17 protein-coding genes are annotated in these 15,421 nt (G+C 70.0%); 1 reads left to right on the top strand and 16 read right to left on the bottom strand.

All coding sequences use genetic code 11. From position 1 onward, the window contains the following. Positions 1–77 precede the first annotated feature (77 nt). The 5 genes from ABT063_RS09440 to rpsB all read right to left on the bottom strand — a co-directional run bounded on the left by ABT063_RS09440 (position 78) and on the right by rpsB (position 4,894). Entirely contained in the window at positions 78–1,283 is a 1,206-nt protein-coding gene (locus ABT063_RS09440) for a phosphatidate cytidylyltransferase (RefSeq protein ID WP_351056609.1), read from the bottom strand. Further along, positions 1,283–1,840 (bottom strand): ribosome recycling factor, encoded by a 558-nt coding sequence (gene frr, locus ABT063_RS09435; RefSeq protein WP_351056608.1) that lies wholly within the window; start codon positions 1,838–1,840, stop codon positions 1,283–1,285. Before frr ends, ABT063_RS09440 begins: the two co-directional genes overlap by 1 nt. A gap of 167 nt (positions 1,841–2,007) precedes the next feature. Beyond that, complete coding sequence (pyrH, locus tag ABT063_RS09430; protein ID WP_351056607.1) at positions 2,008–2,766, bottom strand: UMP kinase; 759 nt, start codon at positions 2,764–2,766, stop codon at positions 2,008–2,010. 190 nt (positions 2,767–2,956) lie between these two features. Beyond that, positions 2,957–3,793 carry a translation elongation factor Ts gene (gene tsf / locus ABT063_RS09425; protein ID WP_351056606.1) on the bottom strand — a complete coding sequence of 279 codons (837 nt, stop codon included), beginning with the start codon at positions 3,791–3,793 and terminating at the stop codon, positions 2,957–2,959. Between the two features lie 159 nt (positions 3,794–3,952). Then, a complete protein-coding gene (rpsB, locus tag ABT063_RS09420; RefSeq protein ID WP_351056605.1) occupies positions 3,953–4,894 on the bottom strand; it encodes a 30S ribosomal protein S2 in 942 nt (313 codons plus the stop codon). A gap of 272 nt (positions 4,895–5,166) precedes the next feature. On the opposite strand from rpsB, the gene ABT063_RS09415 reads away from it, so the two are divergent. Continuing rightward, a complete protein-coding gene (locus ABT063_RS09415; RefSeq protein ID WP_351056604.1) occupies positions 5,167–5,757 on the top strand; it encodes a M23 family metallopeptidase in 591 nt (196 codons plus the stop codon). A gap of 137 nt (positions 5,758–5,894) precedes the next feature. Here ABT063_RS09415 and ABT063_RS09410 read toward each other — a convergent pair whose 3' ends face one another. The 11 genes from ABT063_RS09410 to lepB (ABT063_RS09360) form a co-directional block, all read right to left on the bottom strand. Beyond that, positions 5,895–6,452: a TetR/AcrR family transcriptional regulator gene (locus ABT063_RS09410; protein WP_351056711.1), complete on the bottom strand. Its 558-nt coding sequence runs from the start codon at positions 6,450–6,452 to the stop codon at positions 5,895–5,897. A 75-nt stretch (positions 6,453–6,527) separates the two neighbouring features. Next, positions 6,528–7,370: an RNA polymerase sigma factor WhiG gene (whiG, locus tag ABT063_RS09405; RefSeq protein ID WP_351056603.1), complete on the bottom strand. Its 843-nt coding sequence runs from the start codon at positions 7,368–7,370 to the stop codon at positions 6,528–6,530. Positions 7,371–7,653: 283 nt separating this feature from the next. Next, positions 7,654–8,814: a DNA-processing protein DprA gene (gene dprA, locus ABT063_RS09400; RefSeq protein ID WP_351056602.1), complete on the bottom strand. Its 1,161-nt coding sequence runs from the start codon at positions 8,812–8,814 to the stop codon at positions 7,654–7,656. Beyond that, positions 8,811–10,436 (bottom strand): YifB family Mg chelatase-like AAA ATPase, encoded by a 1,626-nt coding sequence (locus ABT063_RS09395; RefSeq protein WP_351056601.1) that lies wholly within the window; start codon positions 10,434–10,436, stop codon positions 8,811–8,813. Before ABT063_RS09395 ends, dprA begins: the two co-directional genes overlap by 4 nt. A 1-nt stretch (position 10,437) precedes the next feature. Then, the gene (locus ABT063_RS09390; RefSeq protein ID WP_351056600.1) at positions 10,438–10,809 is read right to left on the bottom strand and encodes a YraN family protein; all 372 of its coding nucleotides are present in this window, start codon (positions 10,807–10,809) and stop codon (positions 10,438–10,440) included. Between the two features lie 107 nt (positions 10,810–10,916). Beyond that, positions 10,917–11,225: a DUF2469 domain-containing protein gene (locus tag ABT063_RS09385; protein WP_003965949.1), complete on the bottom strand. Its 309-nt coding sequence runs from the start codon at positions 11,223–11,225 to the stop codon at positions 10,917–10,919. Between the two features lie 56 nt (positions 11,226–11,281). Then, complete coding sequence (locus tag ABT063_RS09380) at positions 11,282–11,800, bottom strand: NUDIX hydrolase (RefSeq protein WP_351056599.1); 519 nt, start codon at positions 11,798–11,800, stop codon at positions 11,282–11,284. Beyond that, a complete protein-coding gene (gene lepB / locus ABT063_RS09375; RefSeq protein WP_351056598.1) occupies positions 11,790–12,566 on the bottom strand; it encodes a signal peptidase I in 777 nt (258 codons plus the stop codon). Before lepB (ABT063_RS09375) ends, ABT063_RS09380 begins: the two co-directional genes overlap by 11 nt. 110 nt (positions 12,567–12,676) lie before the next feature. Next, on the bottom strand, positions 12,677–13,672 hold the full coding sequence (gene lepB, locus ABT063_RS09370) for a signal peptidase I (protein WP_351056597.1): 996 nt from the start codon (positions 13,670–13,672) through the stop codon (positions 12,677–12,679). Then, on the bottom strand, positions 13,560–14,654 hold the full coding sequence (lepB, locus tag ABT063_RS09365; RefSeq protein ID WP_351056596.1) for a signal peptidase I: 1,095 nt from the start codon (positions 14,652–14,654) through the stop codon (positions 13,560–13,562). Before lepB (ABT063_RS09365) ends, lepB (ABT063_RS09370) begins: the two co-directional genes overlap by 113 nt. Beyond that, the gene (gene lepB / locus ABT063_RS09360; protein ID WP_351056595.1) at positions 14,647–15,387 is read right to left on the bottom strand and encodes a signal peptidase I; all 741 of its coding nucleotides are present in this window, start codon (positions 15,385–15,387) and stop codon (positions 14,647–14,649) included. The genes lepB (ABT063_RS09365) and lepB (ABT063_RS09360) overlap by 8 nt, the downstream gene beginning before the upstream one ends. Positions 15,388–15,421 lie beyond the last annotated feature (34 nt).

The raw sequence follows: 15,421 nt of genomic DNA, 5'->3' as shown, positions 1-15,421 counted from the left end.
ACTCGACGGACCGAGAGGCCATCGCAGGCAGACGCACGGAGCCCCCGCCGGGGCGGGGGCTCCACGAGGTAGGGCGGTCAGCCCGACCCGACGAAAATCACCAGCAGGAGCCAGACCACGGGAGCCGTGGGCAGCAGCGAGTCCAAGCGGTCCATGATGCCGCCGTGCCCCGGCAGCAGCGTGCCCATGTCCTTGATGCCCAGGTCCCGCTTGATCATGGACTCGCCGAGGTCGCCGAGCGTGGCGCTGGCCGCGACCGCGAAGCCGAGGATCAGGCCCTGCCACCAGGTGCCGTCTTCGATCAGGAACTGCATGCACAGGGCGCCCGCCGCCATGGCGAAGCTCACCGCTCCGAGCAGGCCCTCGCGCGTCTTGCCCGGGCTGATGCGCGGAGCGAGCTTGTGCTTGCCGAAGCGCCAGCCGATGGCGTACGCCCCGGTGTCGCTCACGACCGTCAGCAGCAGGAAGGTCAGTACGCGCCGATGCCCGTCGTCGGCGGTCAGCATCATGGCGACGAACGTGGCCAGGAACGGGACGTAGAAGGCCGCGAAGATGCCCGCCGTGACGTCTTTGAGGTAGCCCTCCGGCGGTTCCGTCATGCGCCAGACCAGGACGCCCAGCGCGGTGAGCGCCATGGCGACCCACGCGCCCTCGGCACCCCGGACGTAACCGGCGACCACCATCGCCGCCCCGCCGAGCGCCAGCGGTACCAGGGGCGCCTTGATGCCCTTGCGCTCGTCCAGTCGCTTGGTCAGCTCCCACAGGCCCACTACGACGGCGACCGCTATGACGCCGACGAACACGGCCTTGACGATGAACAGCGACGCGACGATCACCGCGCCGAGCCCGACACCGACCCCTATGGCCGCACTCAGGTCCCGGCCCGCGCTCTTCTTCTGCGGCGCGGGCGCCGGCTGCGAGGAGTCGGGCATGGGCTCCGGATTCTGCGGCGCCGCCCCGTGGGGCCGCGCCCGCGGCGTGTCGTCATGGCCGTAGGCCTGGGCCCGCGGCAGGTCGTACGGCGGAGTCCGCTGCGCGTCGTACGGCGGCGTCCGCTCAGGCTCCTCGCGGAACAAGGGGCCGCTCAGCCGAGCGGCCCCCCGGTCGTCATCCTGGTCTCCGCCATGCGCGGGTACCTCGGGCACGATGGGCATGGGGCGAGTGTGCTGCGCGTCATGCGCATCGTACGTGGGACCCGCCGGGGCAGCCCCCTGGGCAGCCCCCTGGTCGGTGGGCCCCCAGTACCCGGTGTGTGGCGGCGCCCCCCAGGAAGAGTCGTTCATCAGACCTCGAGCAGCTCCGCTTCCTTGTGCTTGAGGAGCTCGTCCACCTGGGCGACGTACTTCGCGGTGGTGTCGTCGAGCTCCTTCTCCGCACGGCGGCCCTCGTCCTCGCCGACCTCGCCGTCCTTGATCAGCTTGTCGATGGCGTCCTTGGCCTTGCGGCGGACGGAGCGGATGGACACCTTGGCGTCCTCTGCCTTGCCCTTGGCGACCTTGATGTACTCGCGGCGGCGCTCCTCGGTGAGCTCGGGGAACACCACCCGGATGATGTTGCCGTCGTTGCTCGGGTTGACGCCCAGGTCGGAGTCGCGGATCGCCTGCTCGATGTTGCGCAGCGCGCTCTTGTCGAACGGGGTCACGACCGCCATGCGCGGCTCCGGCACGGAGAACGAAGCCAGCTGGTTGATCGGCGTCGGCGCGCCGTAGTAGTCGGCCACGATCTTGTTGAACATCGCCGGGTGCGCACGGCCGGTGCGGATCGCGGCGAAGTCCTCCTTGGCGACCACGACGGCCTTCTCCATCTTCTCCTCGGCCTCGAGGAGGGTCTCTTCGATCACCACTTGCTCCTGCGTGTCTTGAGTAGGCCCGGCTGCGGTTCCTTGATGGGGCGGCGGCCGGCTGCGTCGCGTCTTCTTCCTGCACGGTTCCCGACCCGCAGGACATTGTCCATCCCCCGGTCAGGCTCCGTCCCGTCCGTCCCCCGGACGGGGTGGTACCCGGGTCGTCAGGCCCGGCTGCCCTGGTCACCCACGAGCGTGCCGATCTTCTCACCCTTGACGGCGCGCGCGATATTGCCCTCCGCCAGAAGCTCGAAGACCAGGATCGGGAGCTTGTTGTCCCGGCAGAGCGTGATGGCGGTGGCGTCGGCGACCTTCAGGTCGCGGGTGATGACCTCGCCGTAGCCGAGGGAGTCGAACTTGACCGCGTCCGGGTTGGCCTTCGGGTCGGAGTCGTAGACCCCGTCGACGCCGTTCTTGCCCATCAGCAGCGCCTCGGCGTCGATCTCCAGGGCGCGCTGGGCGGCGGTGGTGTCGGTGGAGAAGTACGGCATGCCCATACCGGCGCCGAAGATGACCACACGGCCCTTCTCCAGGTGGCGCACGGCGCGCAGCGGGATGTACGGCTCGGCGACCTGGCCCATGGTGATGGCCGTCTGCACCCGGCTGTCGATGCCCTCGTTCTCCAGGAAGTCCTGGAGGGCGAGGCAGTTCATCACCGTGCCGAGCATGCCCATGTAGTCGGAGCGGGCCCGGTCCATGCCGCGCTGCTGCAGTTCGGCGCCGCGGAAGAAGTTGCCGCCGCCGATGACGACCGCGATCTGGGCGCCGTCGCGGACGACGGCGGCGATCTCGCGGGCGATCTTGTGCACCACGTCAGGGTCCACGCCCAGGCCGCCGCCACCGGCGAAGGCCTCTCCGGACAGCTTCAGCAGAAACCGGCCGCGTACTTTGCCGTCGTCGCTCTTCTGGGCCTTGGTGGTCATGGAGATCCCGCCTCTTTCACGTGGTGCACATGCGAAGAAGGCCATTGCCGGTGGGGTGTCGTTCGCATCCCATGCGCGGCAATGGCCTCCTCGTCAGATCTGCTGTCGTCCCCCACGCACGCGTGCGTGGGGGCGTACGCGGACGACTGATACGACCCTATCGGGATCGCGCGTCGATCGCCGTACGGACTCAGATGCCGACCTTGATGCGCGTGAAGCGCTTCAGGGTGACACCGGCCTCGTCCAGAACCTTCTGGACCGACTTCTTGTTGTCGAGCGCGTACGGCTGACCGAGCAGCGTGGCGTCCTTGAAGAAGCCGTTGAGACGACCCTCGACGATCTTGGCGATCGCGGCCTCGGGCTTGCCCTCGGCGCGGGTGGTCTCCTCGGCGATGCGGCGCTCGGCCTCGACGACGTCGGCCGGCACGTCCTCCTTGGAGAGGTACTTCGGCGCGAAGGCGGCGATGTGCTGGGCGAGGCCCTTGGCGACCTCGGCGTTCGGCTTGTCGAGCTCGACGAGGACACCGATCTGCGGGGGCAGGTCGGGCATGGTGCGGTGCATGTACGCCGTCACGAAGCCGTCCGCGAACTGCGCGAAGCGGTCCAGGACGATCTTCTCGCCCAGGTTGGCGTTGGCCTCGTCGACGTACGCCTGGACGGTCTTGCCGGGCTCGATCTCGGAGGCGAGCAGCGCCTCGAGGTCGGCCGGGGAGGTCTTGGCGACGTGCTCGGCGATCGTGGTGGCGACGGCCTGGAACCTGTCACCCTTGGCGACGAAGTCCGTCTCGCACTTCAGCTCGACGAGGACGCCGGAGGAGTTGTCGTCGGCGATGATCGAGACCACGGCGCCGTTCTCGGCGGAGCGGCCCTCGCGCTTGGCGACGCCCTTCTGGCCCTTGATGCGGAGCGCCTCGACGGCCTTCTCGACGTTGCCCTCGGCCTCGTCCAGCGCCTTCTTGCAGTCCATCATGCCGGCGCCGGTGAGCTCGCGGAGCTTCTTGACGTCGGCGGCGGTGTAGTTCGCCATGAGTCTGTGAATCTTTCTCGAAGTCTGGAAGATCGAAGATCTGCGGGGTCTGCGGCCTCCATGGAGCGGGAAGGCCGTGACGCGCCGCCGACCTACGGGTGAACGGCGGGAGCGGTCTTCATGTCACCGCTCCCGCCGTCACCGCTGACGGGTCGGTCGTCAGGCCTGCTCGCCCTCGGCGGCCGGAGCGGCCTCAGCGGCGGGGGCCTCAGCGGCGGCCGGAGCCTCAGCAGCGGGGGCCTCAGCGGCCGGAGCCTCGGTAGCCGGGGCCTCAGCGGCCGGAGCCTCAGCAGCGGCCTCGGCCGGCTTCTCAGCCTCGTCCGCCTTCTTCTCGCCCTCGAGCAGGTCGCGCTCCCACTCGGCGAGCGGCTCGCCCGCGGCCTTCTCGCCCTTGCCCTCGGTGGCGACACCGGAGCGGGAGATGAGACCCTCGGCGACCGCGTCCGCGATCACACGGGTGAGCAGGGTGACGGAGCGGATCGCGTCGTCGTTGCCCGGGATCTTGTAGTCGACCTCGTCGGGGTCGCAGTTGGTGTCGAGGATGGCGACGACCGGGATGTTGAGCTTCCGGGCCTCGCCGACCGCGATGTGCTCCTTCTTGGTGTCCACGATCCAGACGGCGCTGGGCACCTTCTGCATCTCGCGGATACCGCCGAGGGTCTTCTCCAGCTTGGCCTTCTCGCGCGAGAGCACGAGAAGCTCCTTCTTGGTCAGACCCGACGCGGCGACGTCCTCGAAGTCGATCTGCTCGAGCTCCTTGAGGCGCTGCAGACGCTTGTAGACGGTCGAGAAGTTGGTGAGCATGCCGCCCAGCCAGCGCTGGTTGACGTAGGGCATGCCGACGCGGGTGGCCTGCTCGGCGATGGCCTCCTGCGCCTGCTTCTTCGTACCGACGAACATGACCGTGCCGCCGTGGGCGACGGTCTCCTTGACGAACTCGTAGGCGCGGTCGATGTACGACAGCGACTGGAGCAGGTCGATGATGTAGATGCCGTTGCGCTCGGTGAAGATGAACCGCTTCATCTTCGGGTTCCAGCGACGGGTCTGGTGACCGAAGTGGACGCCGCTTTCCAGCAGCTCCCGCATCGTGACGACGGCCATGGCCGTTCTCCTTGAGTTTCTCGGTTGTGCCGCGAGTGCCGGATAGCACTCGCGCCTGACGCCCGCGTGCGCCGTGCCGCGAAGGACCGAGGAGCGCTGACACCGGCCGGTGAACCGACCCGGTGTCGGGGCGTGCGAAGTCGACCCGGTGACCCGGATCGCCAAAGGAAGTGTACGGGACCCGCGGGGCACCGGGTGACGCCGCTGTCCACAACCGGGGAGTTGTCCACAGGTCCCGGCCATGATCAGGCGTACTGCGGGACGGTTCTCGCATGCGAGCGAAACGATGCGTGGATGCGTGTGTCGGGTTGTTGTTGGTGCTGGCGGTGGCGGTGACGACCTGCACGCTCCGACCGGGCGGTCGGCCCCTCACCGTCGCCCCGACCGGCACCGACACGTCTGTCCCGGCGATCGGCCGCGTCTGGCCCGTGGGCATCCGCCCTCAGGTCGTCCGGACCTGGGAGCCCCCACCGACACCCTACGCCCGCGGCCACCGGGGCGTGGACCTGGCGGCCGTTCCCGGGACACCGGTACGGGCGGTGGCGGCGGGCCGGGTGTCCTTCGCCGGCCAGGTGGGGGGCAAGAGGGTCGTCTCGGTGGAGCTGACGGGAACGGGCGACCCACCCCTGCGGACGACGTACGAGCCGGTGCGGGCGTCGGTGAAGAAGGGGGACGAGGTGGAGGTGGGCGAGATGGTGGGCACGGCGGAGCCGACGGGTTCGCACTGCACGGCGAGGTGTGTCCACTGGGGCCTGCGGAGAGGCGACACCTACCTGGACCCACTGTCACTGCTGCCACCGTGGCTGCTGCGACGGGGTCCGTCGAGGTTGCTGCCGGTACTGGGCGTACCGCTGCCTTCATAACCGCACAGCCGCCCAGCTGCGGCAGCCGGTCCCGCCCAGCTGCGGGCAGTCGTGCCGCTGGGGCGGCACGAGTGGGCGCAGGCGGCACCCCGTAAGCGCCGGGCTGCGCGACCCACCCGAGGCGAGCCCAACATGGCTCAGCCTTGAACACCCCGCAGCGCCATCGAAACCGCCGCCTCCGTGATCACCGAAGGCTCCTCCGCAACCCCCAGCTCAATCCTCCGCACGGCCGCATCCACAACCCCCTGCAGCAACATCGCCGCCATCCGAGGCTGCGCGTGCCCCATCTCCCCCAACGCCTCGACGATCATCGCCACCAGCCCCCCATGCGCGGCCCGGATCTTCTCCCGAGCCCCCGCATCGAGCTCACTCGCCGAGATCGCCACCACAGCACGGTGCCGCCGGTCCCCGACCAGGGCCAACTGCTGCCGCACATACGCCTCGACCTTGCCCTCGGGCGTCGAGGCCTGCTCCATCCCCGCGGAAACCTCCGCCGCCCAGACCGGGAAGTCGACTTCGCACAGCTCCTCGACCACGGCGGCCCGCGACCGGAAGTACTCGTAGACGGACGATCGGGCGAGTCCCGTCCGCTCGGCGAGAGCGGGAAAGGTCAGCGCCTCCGTCCCGCCATCGGACAGCAGGGAACGAGCCGCGTCCAGCAGGGCGGCTCGCTGCATCGACCGGTGCTCGGCCACGGAGGCCGCTCGAATCCTTGGCACGTCAATCACTTTACGGACGCGCCGCCCCCGACGGCAGTGACTCCCACCGCATCAGCGACCGAAACTCGCCAGCTTCGCCCGCAACTGGAGCACGGACTTGGTGTGGATCTGACTCACCCGGCTCTCGGTCACCCCCAGTACGTTCCCGATCTCGGCGAGCGTGAGCCCCTCGTAGTAGTACAGCGTGACCACGGTCTTCTCCCGCTCCGGCAGCGTGTTGATCGCCCGCGCCAGAAACCTCCGCAGCTCCCGGTCCTCCGCCACCTCGACCGGATTGTCCGCGGCGGTGTCCTCCAGTGTGTCCATAAGGCTCAGCCGGTCGCCGCCCTCACCGCCGACGTGCAGCAGCTCCTCCAGGGCCACCACGTTCGCCAGCGACAACTGGCTGAACACCGCGTGGAGCTCTTCCACCACGATCCCCATCTCGGCGGCCACCTCCCCCTCCGACGGCGTCCGCTTGAGCCGCGCCTCGAGCGTCGCGTACGCCCGCTCGACGTTGCGCGCCTTCTGCCGTACCGAGCGCGGAATCCAGTCCAGGGCCCGAAGCTCGTCGATCATCGCGCCCCGGATCCGGGTGATCGCGTACGTCTCGAACTTGATCTCCCGGTCGATGTCGAACTTCTCGATCGCGTCGATCAGCCCGAACACCCCCGACGACACGAAGTCCGCCTGCTCCACATTGGGCGGCAGCCCGACGCTCACGCGCCCCGCCACGTACTTCACCAGCGGCGAGTAGTGCAGGATCAGCTGCTCGCGCAGCCGCTCGTCTCCGGTCGCCTTGTACGACCGCCACAGCTCGTCGAGCGTCGAAGGAGCGGGCGGCCGCACGCTGCCACCCTCGCGGGCGGCTGAGGGGATCGCCGCCCGGTCGGACCCGGAGGTGTGCTGGGGCATTCGTCGCCTTGTGCCGTTCTGCCGTGAAGTAGTGCTGCCTGGGTGAGCTGTCGGTCTGGTGTCGGTCTGTTTGTCGAGATGCCGGTCTGCGTCGGAATCCACGTGAGCGTAGCGTGACTGAAGTGTCGCGGTGCGCGAAGGACGATGCTCGACCCGTACGCAGATACGTTCCGCTGAACGCTCCAACGCAGCACATTCGTAGCTCTGAGTGATCATCGAATCGCGCCAACTACCGGAATTCCCAAGGGCGTCAGGGTTCCCCCGGACGGCCGAACACGCTCGGTCAACACCCATGCCGATCACCCCGTGCGGAGATCATCGCCTGGCGTGTCAACTTCCAGCCGTCGTCGTGTCGTTCGACGTAACCAAGTGATCGGAGTTCGTACAGTCTCGCGATCGCGTCGTCCTGGGTGGTCTGCGCACCGCGTGCGATCTCGTCCGCGGTCGCCGGGCGGTGTCCCGGCAGCGCGGCCAGAACCCGCCGGGCGGCGGCCTCGAGGAGATCGCGCGGCAGCACGGGCCCGCGCCGGTCGGGCGCCAGCTCTCCCATGTCGCCGACCAGTTCGACGACCTCCGCGGCATCCGTGACCAGCACCGCCTCCTGGCGCAGCAGCTCGTGCACGCCGGCCGAGAGCCCGCTGGTGGCCGGGCCGGGCACCCCCATCGTGTGGCGGCCCAACCGCTGTGCCGCACGTGCCGTGACCAGCGAACCGCTCCGATACGCGGCCTCGACGACCACGGTGCCCCGGGTGAGCGCGGCGATCACCCGGTTCCGTAGCACGAATCTGCTGGGCGTCGGGTGATCACCGGGCGGCAGCTCCCCGACCACGAGGCCCTGTTCCGCGATCCTGGTGATCAGCTGTGTGTGTCCGCGCGGATAGGGCCGGTCGACGCCGCAGGCCAGGACGGCGACGGTGGCGCCGCCCGCGCTCAAAGCGCCGCGGTGGGCGGCACCGTCGACCCCGTAGGCACCGCCGGACACCACGACCCAGCCGCGCTCGGCGAGGCCGGCGGCGAGGGTGGCCGCCATGTGGGCGCCGTACTCCGTGCAGGCGCGGGCGCCCACGACGGCCACGGACCGCAGTGCCCACATCCGCAGACTGGCCCGACCGCGCACCCACAGGCCCAGGGGCCGCGCGTCCCCCAGATCATCGAGCTGCCCCGGCCACTCGCCGTCCCCCGGACGGACGAACCGCACCCCGGCGTTCCGCGCGACGGCGAGATCCCTGCGAGGCTCGGCCCGCCCGGCCCGGGCCAGCAACCCCGCCCACCGCTTGTCACTCACGCCCGGCAGGGCCACGCCTCCTTCCCGCAGCCGCCGAGCCACCGCCCCCACCCCGAGCTCCCGCACCCACCGTCCGGCGACCTCGTCGCCGGGCTCGATGACACGGGTGAGAAAGACACGGCCGAGCAGTTCGCCGTCCGGATCGTCGCCGCCGTTCACGTCAGCGCCCCGATGGCCATGGGGACGCCTCGCGGCACTCCCGTGCGCAGTTGCAGGGCCAGGGCGACGTCCGTCGCGTCGGGACGGTCGTGGCCGACGAGGTCGGCGACGGTCCAGGCCACGCGCAGGACCCGATCGAGCCCGCGAGCGGTCAGCACACCCCGCTCCAGGTTCCGCTCCGCTTCGTCCATGGCGCCGGGCGCGGCATACCAGCGGCTGCGCAGTTCGCGTCCGGGGACCTCGCTGTTCGTACGCCACGGGGTGCCCACCAGGCGGTTCGCCGCTCGGGCCCTCGCCTCCCGAACCCGGTCGGCCACCGCCGCCGTCGACTCCCCCCGGGCGCCGCGCTCGGTCAGCGCGGCGCGCGTGACACGGTCCACCTCGACACGCAGGTCGACCCGGTCGAGCAGCGGGCCGGACAGCCTGGCCTGGTAGCGCCGGACCGCGGAGGGCGGGCACTCGCACAGGTCGTCCGTCCGGGAGAAGCGGCCGCACGGGCAGGGGTTGGCCGCGAGCACCATCAGGAACTTCGCCGGGAAGCGCACGACACCCGCACTGCGCGCGATGACGACGTGCCCCGCCTCCAGGGGCTGCCGGAGGGCGTCCAGAGCCTGGCTGTTGAACTCCGGCGTCTCGTCCAGGAAGAGAACGCCCCGGTGGGACAGCGAGACCGCCCCGGGCCGGGCGATGCCGGGGCCACCGCCGACCAGCGCCTGCATCGTCGCCGAGTGGTGCGGGGCACAGTAGGGGGCGACGTCGATCAGAGGCTTGCCCGGGGGCAGCAGGCCCGCCACCGAGTGCACCGCCGTGACTTCCAGGGACTCCTCCCGGCCGAGCCGGGGCAGGATCGCGGGCAGCCGCTCCGCGAGCATCGTCTTCCCGGCTCCGGGCGGCCCCTCGAGGAACAGGTGGTGACCGCCCGCGGCGGCGACCTCCACCGCCGTACGGGCCGAGAGCTGGCCCACCACGTCGGCGAGGTCGTGGCCCTGGTCGAGCTGGGCGGCGCCCATGCTGTGCATGCCCGTGGCCGCGCCCGTGCCCGGCACCCGCAGTCCGGCGAGGAGCGGGTCGGGCCGGCCCGTCTCGTCCGGCTCCTCCTCGGGCACGGGCTCGTCCGCGAGGACCGCGATCAGCTGCCGCAGGCTGCGCACCCCCAGGACGGACACGCCGGGCACGAGGGACGCCTCGGCGGCGGCGCACTCGGGCACCACGACCTGCTCATAGCCGGCGTCGGCCGCGGCCAGCACGGCCGGGAGGATGCCCCGGACCGGCCGTACCCGTCCGTCGAGGCCCAGCTCGCCGATCATCACGATGTCGGCGAGCACCCGGGGATCGATCCGCTCGGCGGCGCCGAGGACGGCACAGGCGACGGCGAGGTCGAAACCCGAGCCCGCCTTGGGCACGGACGCCGGGCTGAGCCCCACCGTCAGCTTCTTCTGCGGCCACTCGGCCCCGGAATTGACCACCGCGGCCCGCACCCGGTCCCGGCTCTCCGTCAGGCTCTTGTCCGGCAGCCCCACCAGCGTGAACGCCGCGAGCCCCGGTTCCAGGTCGGCCTGGACCTCGACCACCACGCCCTCGACGCCCACCAGCGCCACCGCGCACGTACGTGCGAAACCCATCTCAGGCCACCCCCCGCACGTGCTCGACCACGGCCGCCCCGCGCCGGGGCAGGATCACGCCGACCAGGTCGATGCGGACGCCTCCCGGCGGTGCCCCTCCGTGGGCGTGGATCCAGCGTTCGGCGAGGCCTCGCAGCCGTTCCGCCTTGTCGGGGGTCACCGCGGCCATCGGGTGCTCGAAGGCACCCGTCCGGCGTGTCTTGACCTCGCAGACGACCAGGACGTCGCCGTCCCGGGCCACGATGTCGATCTCTCCCGCCCTGCCGCAGCGCCAGTTGCGCTCCAGGACCGTCATCCCGGCCTCGACCAGCCGCCGCGCGGCCAGCGTCTCGCCGTACTTGCCGAGTGCACTGCGTGCCAGATGTGCGTTCATGTCGGCACCACCTCCGGCGCCAACCGTCACGCATCCGACCGCATGAAGTGGATCTTGGTGGACTACTCAGCGGTTGTGGAAAACCTCGTCACCCTCACAGGGGACGCTCACCCACCCGGCAACTCCAGATCGCTCTTGTTCAGCTCCTCGATGTTCACGTCCTTGAATGTGAGCACCCGCACCTGCTTCACGAAGCGAGCCGGCCGGTACATGTCCCACACCCAGGCATCCGCCATGGACACCTCGAAGAACACCTCACCCTGGACCGAGTGCACCTGCATCTCGTAGTCGTTGGTCAGGTAGAAGCGCCGTTCGGTCTCGATCACGTACTTGAACAGACCGACGACATCGCGGTACTCCCGATAGAGCTTGAGCTCCATCTCGGTCTCGTACTTCTCGAGGTCCTCGGCGCTCATGGCATGTTCCCCTTCAGCCGTGCGATCCCCCCATTGTGCGCCAGTCCCGTGAGCCCCTAGACGATTTCGGTGTCCAGAGTCACGGGCCCGGCCGGGGGACCTTCGTCGAGCAGCCTGCGCAGCAGCTCGGCGAGTCTGGTCGGATACACCGTCTCATGTGCCCGGGTCAGTTCCTGACACGTCCACCAGCGTGCTCCGGCGACACTGCGCCGCTCCAGTTCGGTCAGGCCCGCCGCCTGGAGCTGCGTCCGGATCGTCGAGGTCGTACGGGCCAGGTAGTACCACTCGTCCTGGTCCCACCGGCGACCCGCGAACGGGAAGGAGCACATCCGCCGCCACAGCACCGGGCCGAGTTCGACCTCGGTGATGCCGGTCTCCTCCTCGAGTTCCCTGAGCGCGGCTTCTTCACGAGTCTCGTCGCCCTCCACGCCGCCGCCGGGCGTGAACCACCAGTCGTCGGCCGGATCGTCCGGCTCGTGGCCGTGCAGCAGCAGGATGCGGTCCTCGGGGTCCAGCAGCACCACCCGGGCGACCTTGCGCAACCCGCCCGCGTACGAGTCCGCCTCAGCGGGCACCGGCGAGCTCCGTACGCGTCCGGGAGCGGCTGCCCAGCCGCTTGGCGATCGGGCCGTACGCTCCGCCGCCGAGGACCAGCGCGGCCCCGACGACGATCAGCACGCCGATCGTACGCAGCGGTCCCGGCGTGGACAGGGCCCCGAGCGTCTCGAAGCCCGTCGGCCGCTCGAGCATGCCGTTCATGGGCCATACGACGGCGTCGACACGGCCGGTGACGGCACTGGTCGAGACGGTGCCGCGCGCGGCGTCCGTGAGGTGGGCGGTGGAGTCGAGGGAGCCCTGGCGCTCGTCGCCCAGCAGGAACAGCCGCCCCTTGGGTACCGTCACGGCCGGGAAGTTCGTGATCTCGGCGGCGCTTCCCTCGGGCAGATACGGTTCGTCGATCTGCTTGCCGTTGACGGTCAGCTTGCCGTCGGTGCAGCAGGACACCGTGTCGCCGCCGACGGCGACCACGCGCTTGACCACGGCGGCATTGGTCACCCAGTTCGTGTCCTCGAAGACCACGACGTCACCGCGGCGCACCTCGTCACCGTCCACGCGCTGGGCCAGCACCCGGTCGCCGGCGTCGATCGTGGGCGTCATCGAACCGGTGGGCACGGTGTACGGCCGGTAGGCGACCGCTCCCCAGGCGAATCCCCCGAGAAACAGCACAAGGCCCAGCGCGACGGCCAGCCCGGACAGTCGCTGTCCGGTCCGGCTGCCCACCGGGCCTCTGTCTGTGCCGCCGCTGCGCGGGGCCGTACGCGTCGTGCTCTCGCCACCCATGGGTCCGCACCCTACCCGGCGGTACCTGACCCGGTCAGCCCTTCCGGACCGGCCAAGGTCACAAGCCGCACGAAGGTTTAACGAGCCTTGACCGTAGGAGATCGTGCCGCTCAGCGCGTCTCGGCGGCGGCGATCCTCCTACGACGCCACAGCGCCACCGGCACGACACCGGCGAAGGCGAGCCCCTGGGGCGCGACCGTCAGATCGGCCGACGCCTGGTTGTTCAGGCCGGACTGGTCGAAGGTGTCGGGGACCGGCAGGGTGTCCCAGCGGTTGATCGGCCAGGCCTTGACGATGGCGCGGCCGACGACCTCGTTCACCGGAACCATGCCCTTGTGCTCGTCCGACTGGTTGTAGCGGGAGTCCCGCGAGTTCTGCCGGTGGTCACCCATGACCCAGATGGAGCCTTCGGGGACCTTCACCGTGAACTGGCCGCCCTGGTCGTCGACGCTGCACGGCGTGTTGCCGGGGTAGATGTACGACGTCTCGTCCAGCGCCTTGCCGTTGACCATCAGCGGGCCGGTGCCCTTGCAGGAGACGGTGTCGCCGCCGACGCCGATGACCCGCTTGATGAGGTCCTTCTCCGACGGGGACGGCATCAGGCCGATCCAGCTGAGGAACGTCTGCACCGCGTTCGGGTTGGTCGTCGGCTCGCCCGCCAGCCAGTTGTCGGGGTCGTGGAAGACGACGACCTCACCGCGCTCGGGCTCGGAGCCGAACCAGGGGGTGAGCTTGTCGACCAGGACGCGGTCACCCTGCTGGAGGGTGTTCTGCATCGAGTCGGAGGGGATGGAGAACGCCTGCACCAGGAAGGTCTTGATCAGCAGCGCCAGCACCAGCGCGATGCCGATCAGGATGGGCAGCTCCTTCCAGAAGGAGCGCGGCTTCTTCGGCTGGGGGGACGAGCCGCCCGGCCCTCCGGGCCCCTGGTCCCCGGGGCCCTCCGGCCCGGGCTCGTCGCCCCTCACCGTGCCGTCCTCCGCTGCCCCGGAGTCATTCCCGGAGGTCACGGCGCTGTCCGCGGCCGGGACGGCTGATTCCACGGGGCGTCCGCGGTGCTCCTCGCCGTCGTGTCCGGACCGTGCGCCAACCGCCACATCCCCCACGCCAACTCCTTACTCTGTGCCGCCGCCTGCCCCATGTCCGGCGCAGGCCCACCACTCCCATAACGAGCGGGAGTTCCGCAGGGCTCGGGAGTTGGATCGTTCCGTTCGGATCGTCGGTAGCAACCCTAAGCGACAGCTGGGGAGACGCGGTCGTCCCGGACCCCGAGTCGGACACGGAAGCATAGGTTTTCGGTTCTTCCAGGGTGCTCCAGTGACCGAAGGGCCAGGCAATGACCATGGCCCGCCCGACCACGGAGTCCTCGGAGACCGTGCCGCCGTAGTCGGTGTCCTGGTGCGATCGGGAGTCCGCGGAGTTGGATCGGTGGTCGCCCATCACCCACAGCCGGCCCGCCGGCACGGTGATCTCGAACGGTTGCACGGAAGGAGCGTTGCCGGGATACAGATAGTCCTCGTTCAGGGGTACGCCGTTGACGGTGACGCGCCCTTGCGTGTCACAGCACTTGACGCGGTCGCCGCCGACACCGACGACCCGCTTGATCAGGTCCTTCTCGTTGTCGGACGGCAGCAGGCCGATGAAGGTGAGCGCCTCCTTGACCTGCTTGACGACGATCGGGTCGTCCTGCTTCGTGGTGGGCTGCTCGTCGCGGAGCCAGCCGCCGGGGTCCTTGAAAACGACGACGTCCCCCCGCTGCGGCTTGGAGCCGAACCACGGGGTGAACTTGTCGACCAGAACCCGGTCGCCGATCTGGATCGTCTGCTCCATGGAGCCGGACGGGATCACGAACGCCTGGACGAGGAAGGTCTTCAGGACGAGGGCTATGAGCACCGCGACGCCGACGAGGAGGGGTATCTCCTTCATCGCGCTGCGCCTGCGCCGTCGCTTGACCTTGCGCTGGAGCTTGCGCCGCTCGGCACGGCTGCGTCCCCCGCCCGGACCGGCGGCTGCCCGCCGGGCGCCGGTGGGCAGCAGATTGTCGGCCGCACCACCGGACATGCCGCGCGGTTTGCCACGGTTACCCATGGGCGCCCACCGCTCTTGGGGGCTTCGCCTCCGGGGCGCTGGGCACGCGCGCGTAGGCGCCGGAGCCGTGGATGCGGGTGAAGTGGCCGACGGGCCAGACGATCCAGTCGGCCCGTCCGATGACGTCGTCGACGGGGATCATGCCGCCGCCGGGTGAGCCCAGATGGTCGCGGGAGTCGCTGGATTCGCTGCGGTGGTCGCCGAGGACGAACAGGGTGTCCTGAGGCACGACGACGTCGAAGGGCACCGTGGACGGGCTGTCGCCGGGGTACAGGAACGTCGACTCGTCGACCGACCGGCCGTTCACCTCGATCCTCCCCTCCTCGTCACAGCAGACCACGTGGTCTCCCCCCACACCGACAACGCGTTTGATGTAGTCCGCGTCCCCGAAATACCCAGTTCCGTCGAACACGACAACATCGCCGCGCCGCGGCTCGGCACCGAAACGGTACGCCAACTTATTTACGAGAACGCGGTCGCCGATCCTCAATCCGCGCTCCATGGATCCGCTGGGAATCTGGAACGGCTGCAGCACGAAGTTGCTGAGCAGCAGCAGGAACATCAGGAAGACCAGCAGGCTCAAGGTGATCCGCCCGCCGGGGAGCCACTCGGCGGCCCGCGACACGAACGCGAAACGCGACCGGCCCTCCGGTCCCTCTGTGTCCGAGGTCTCCTCGGCATCGGAAGGGCGGGAGGAGCGGTCGCGCTCCGTCGGCTGTGCTTCGGTGTCCATCGGGGCCAGATGCTATCCGGCCCCGCTGTGACCA

This window comes from Streptomyces sp. NPDC002838 (genome assembly GCF_040295365.1).
In the GTDB taxonomy this organism is placed as follows: domain Bacteria; phylum Actinomycetota; class Actinomycetes; order Streptomycetales; family Streptomycetaceae; genus Streptomyces.
Note: the sequence above shows the minus strand (reverse complement) of the source record. Positions and strands in the feature narration are given on the sequence as shown.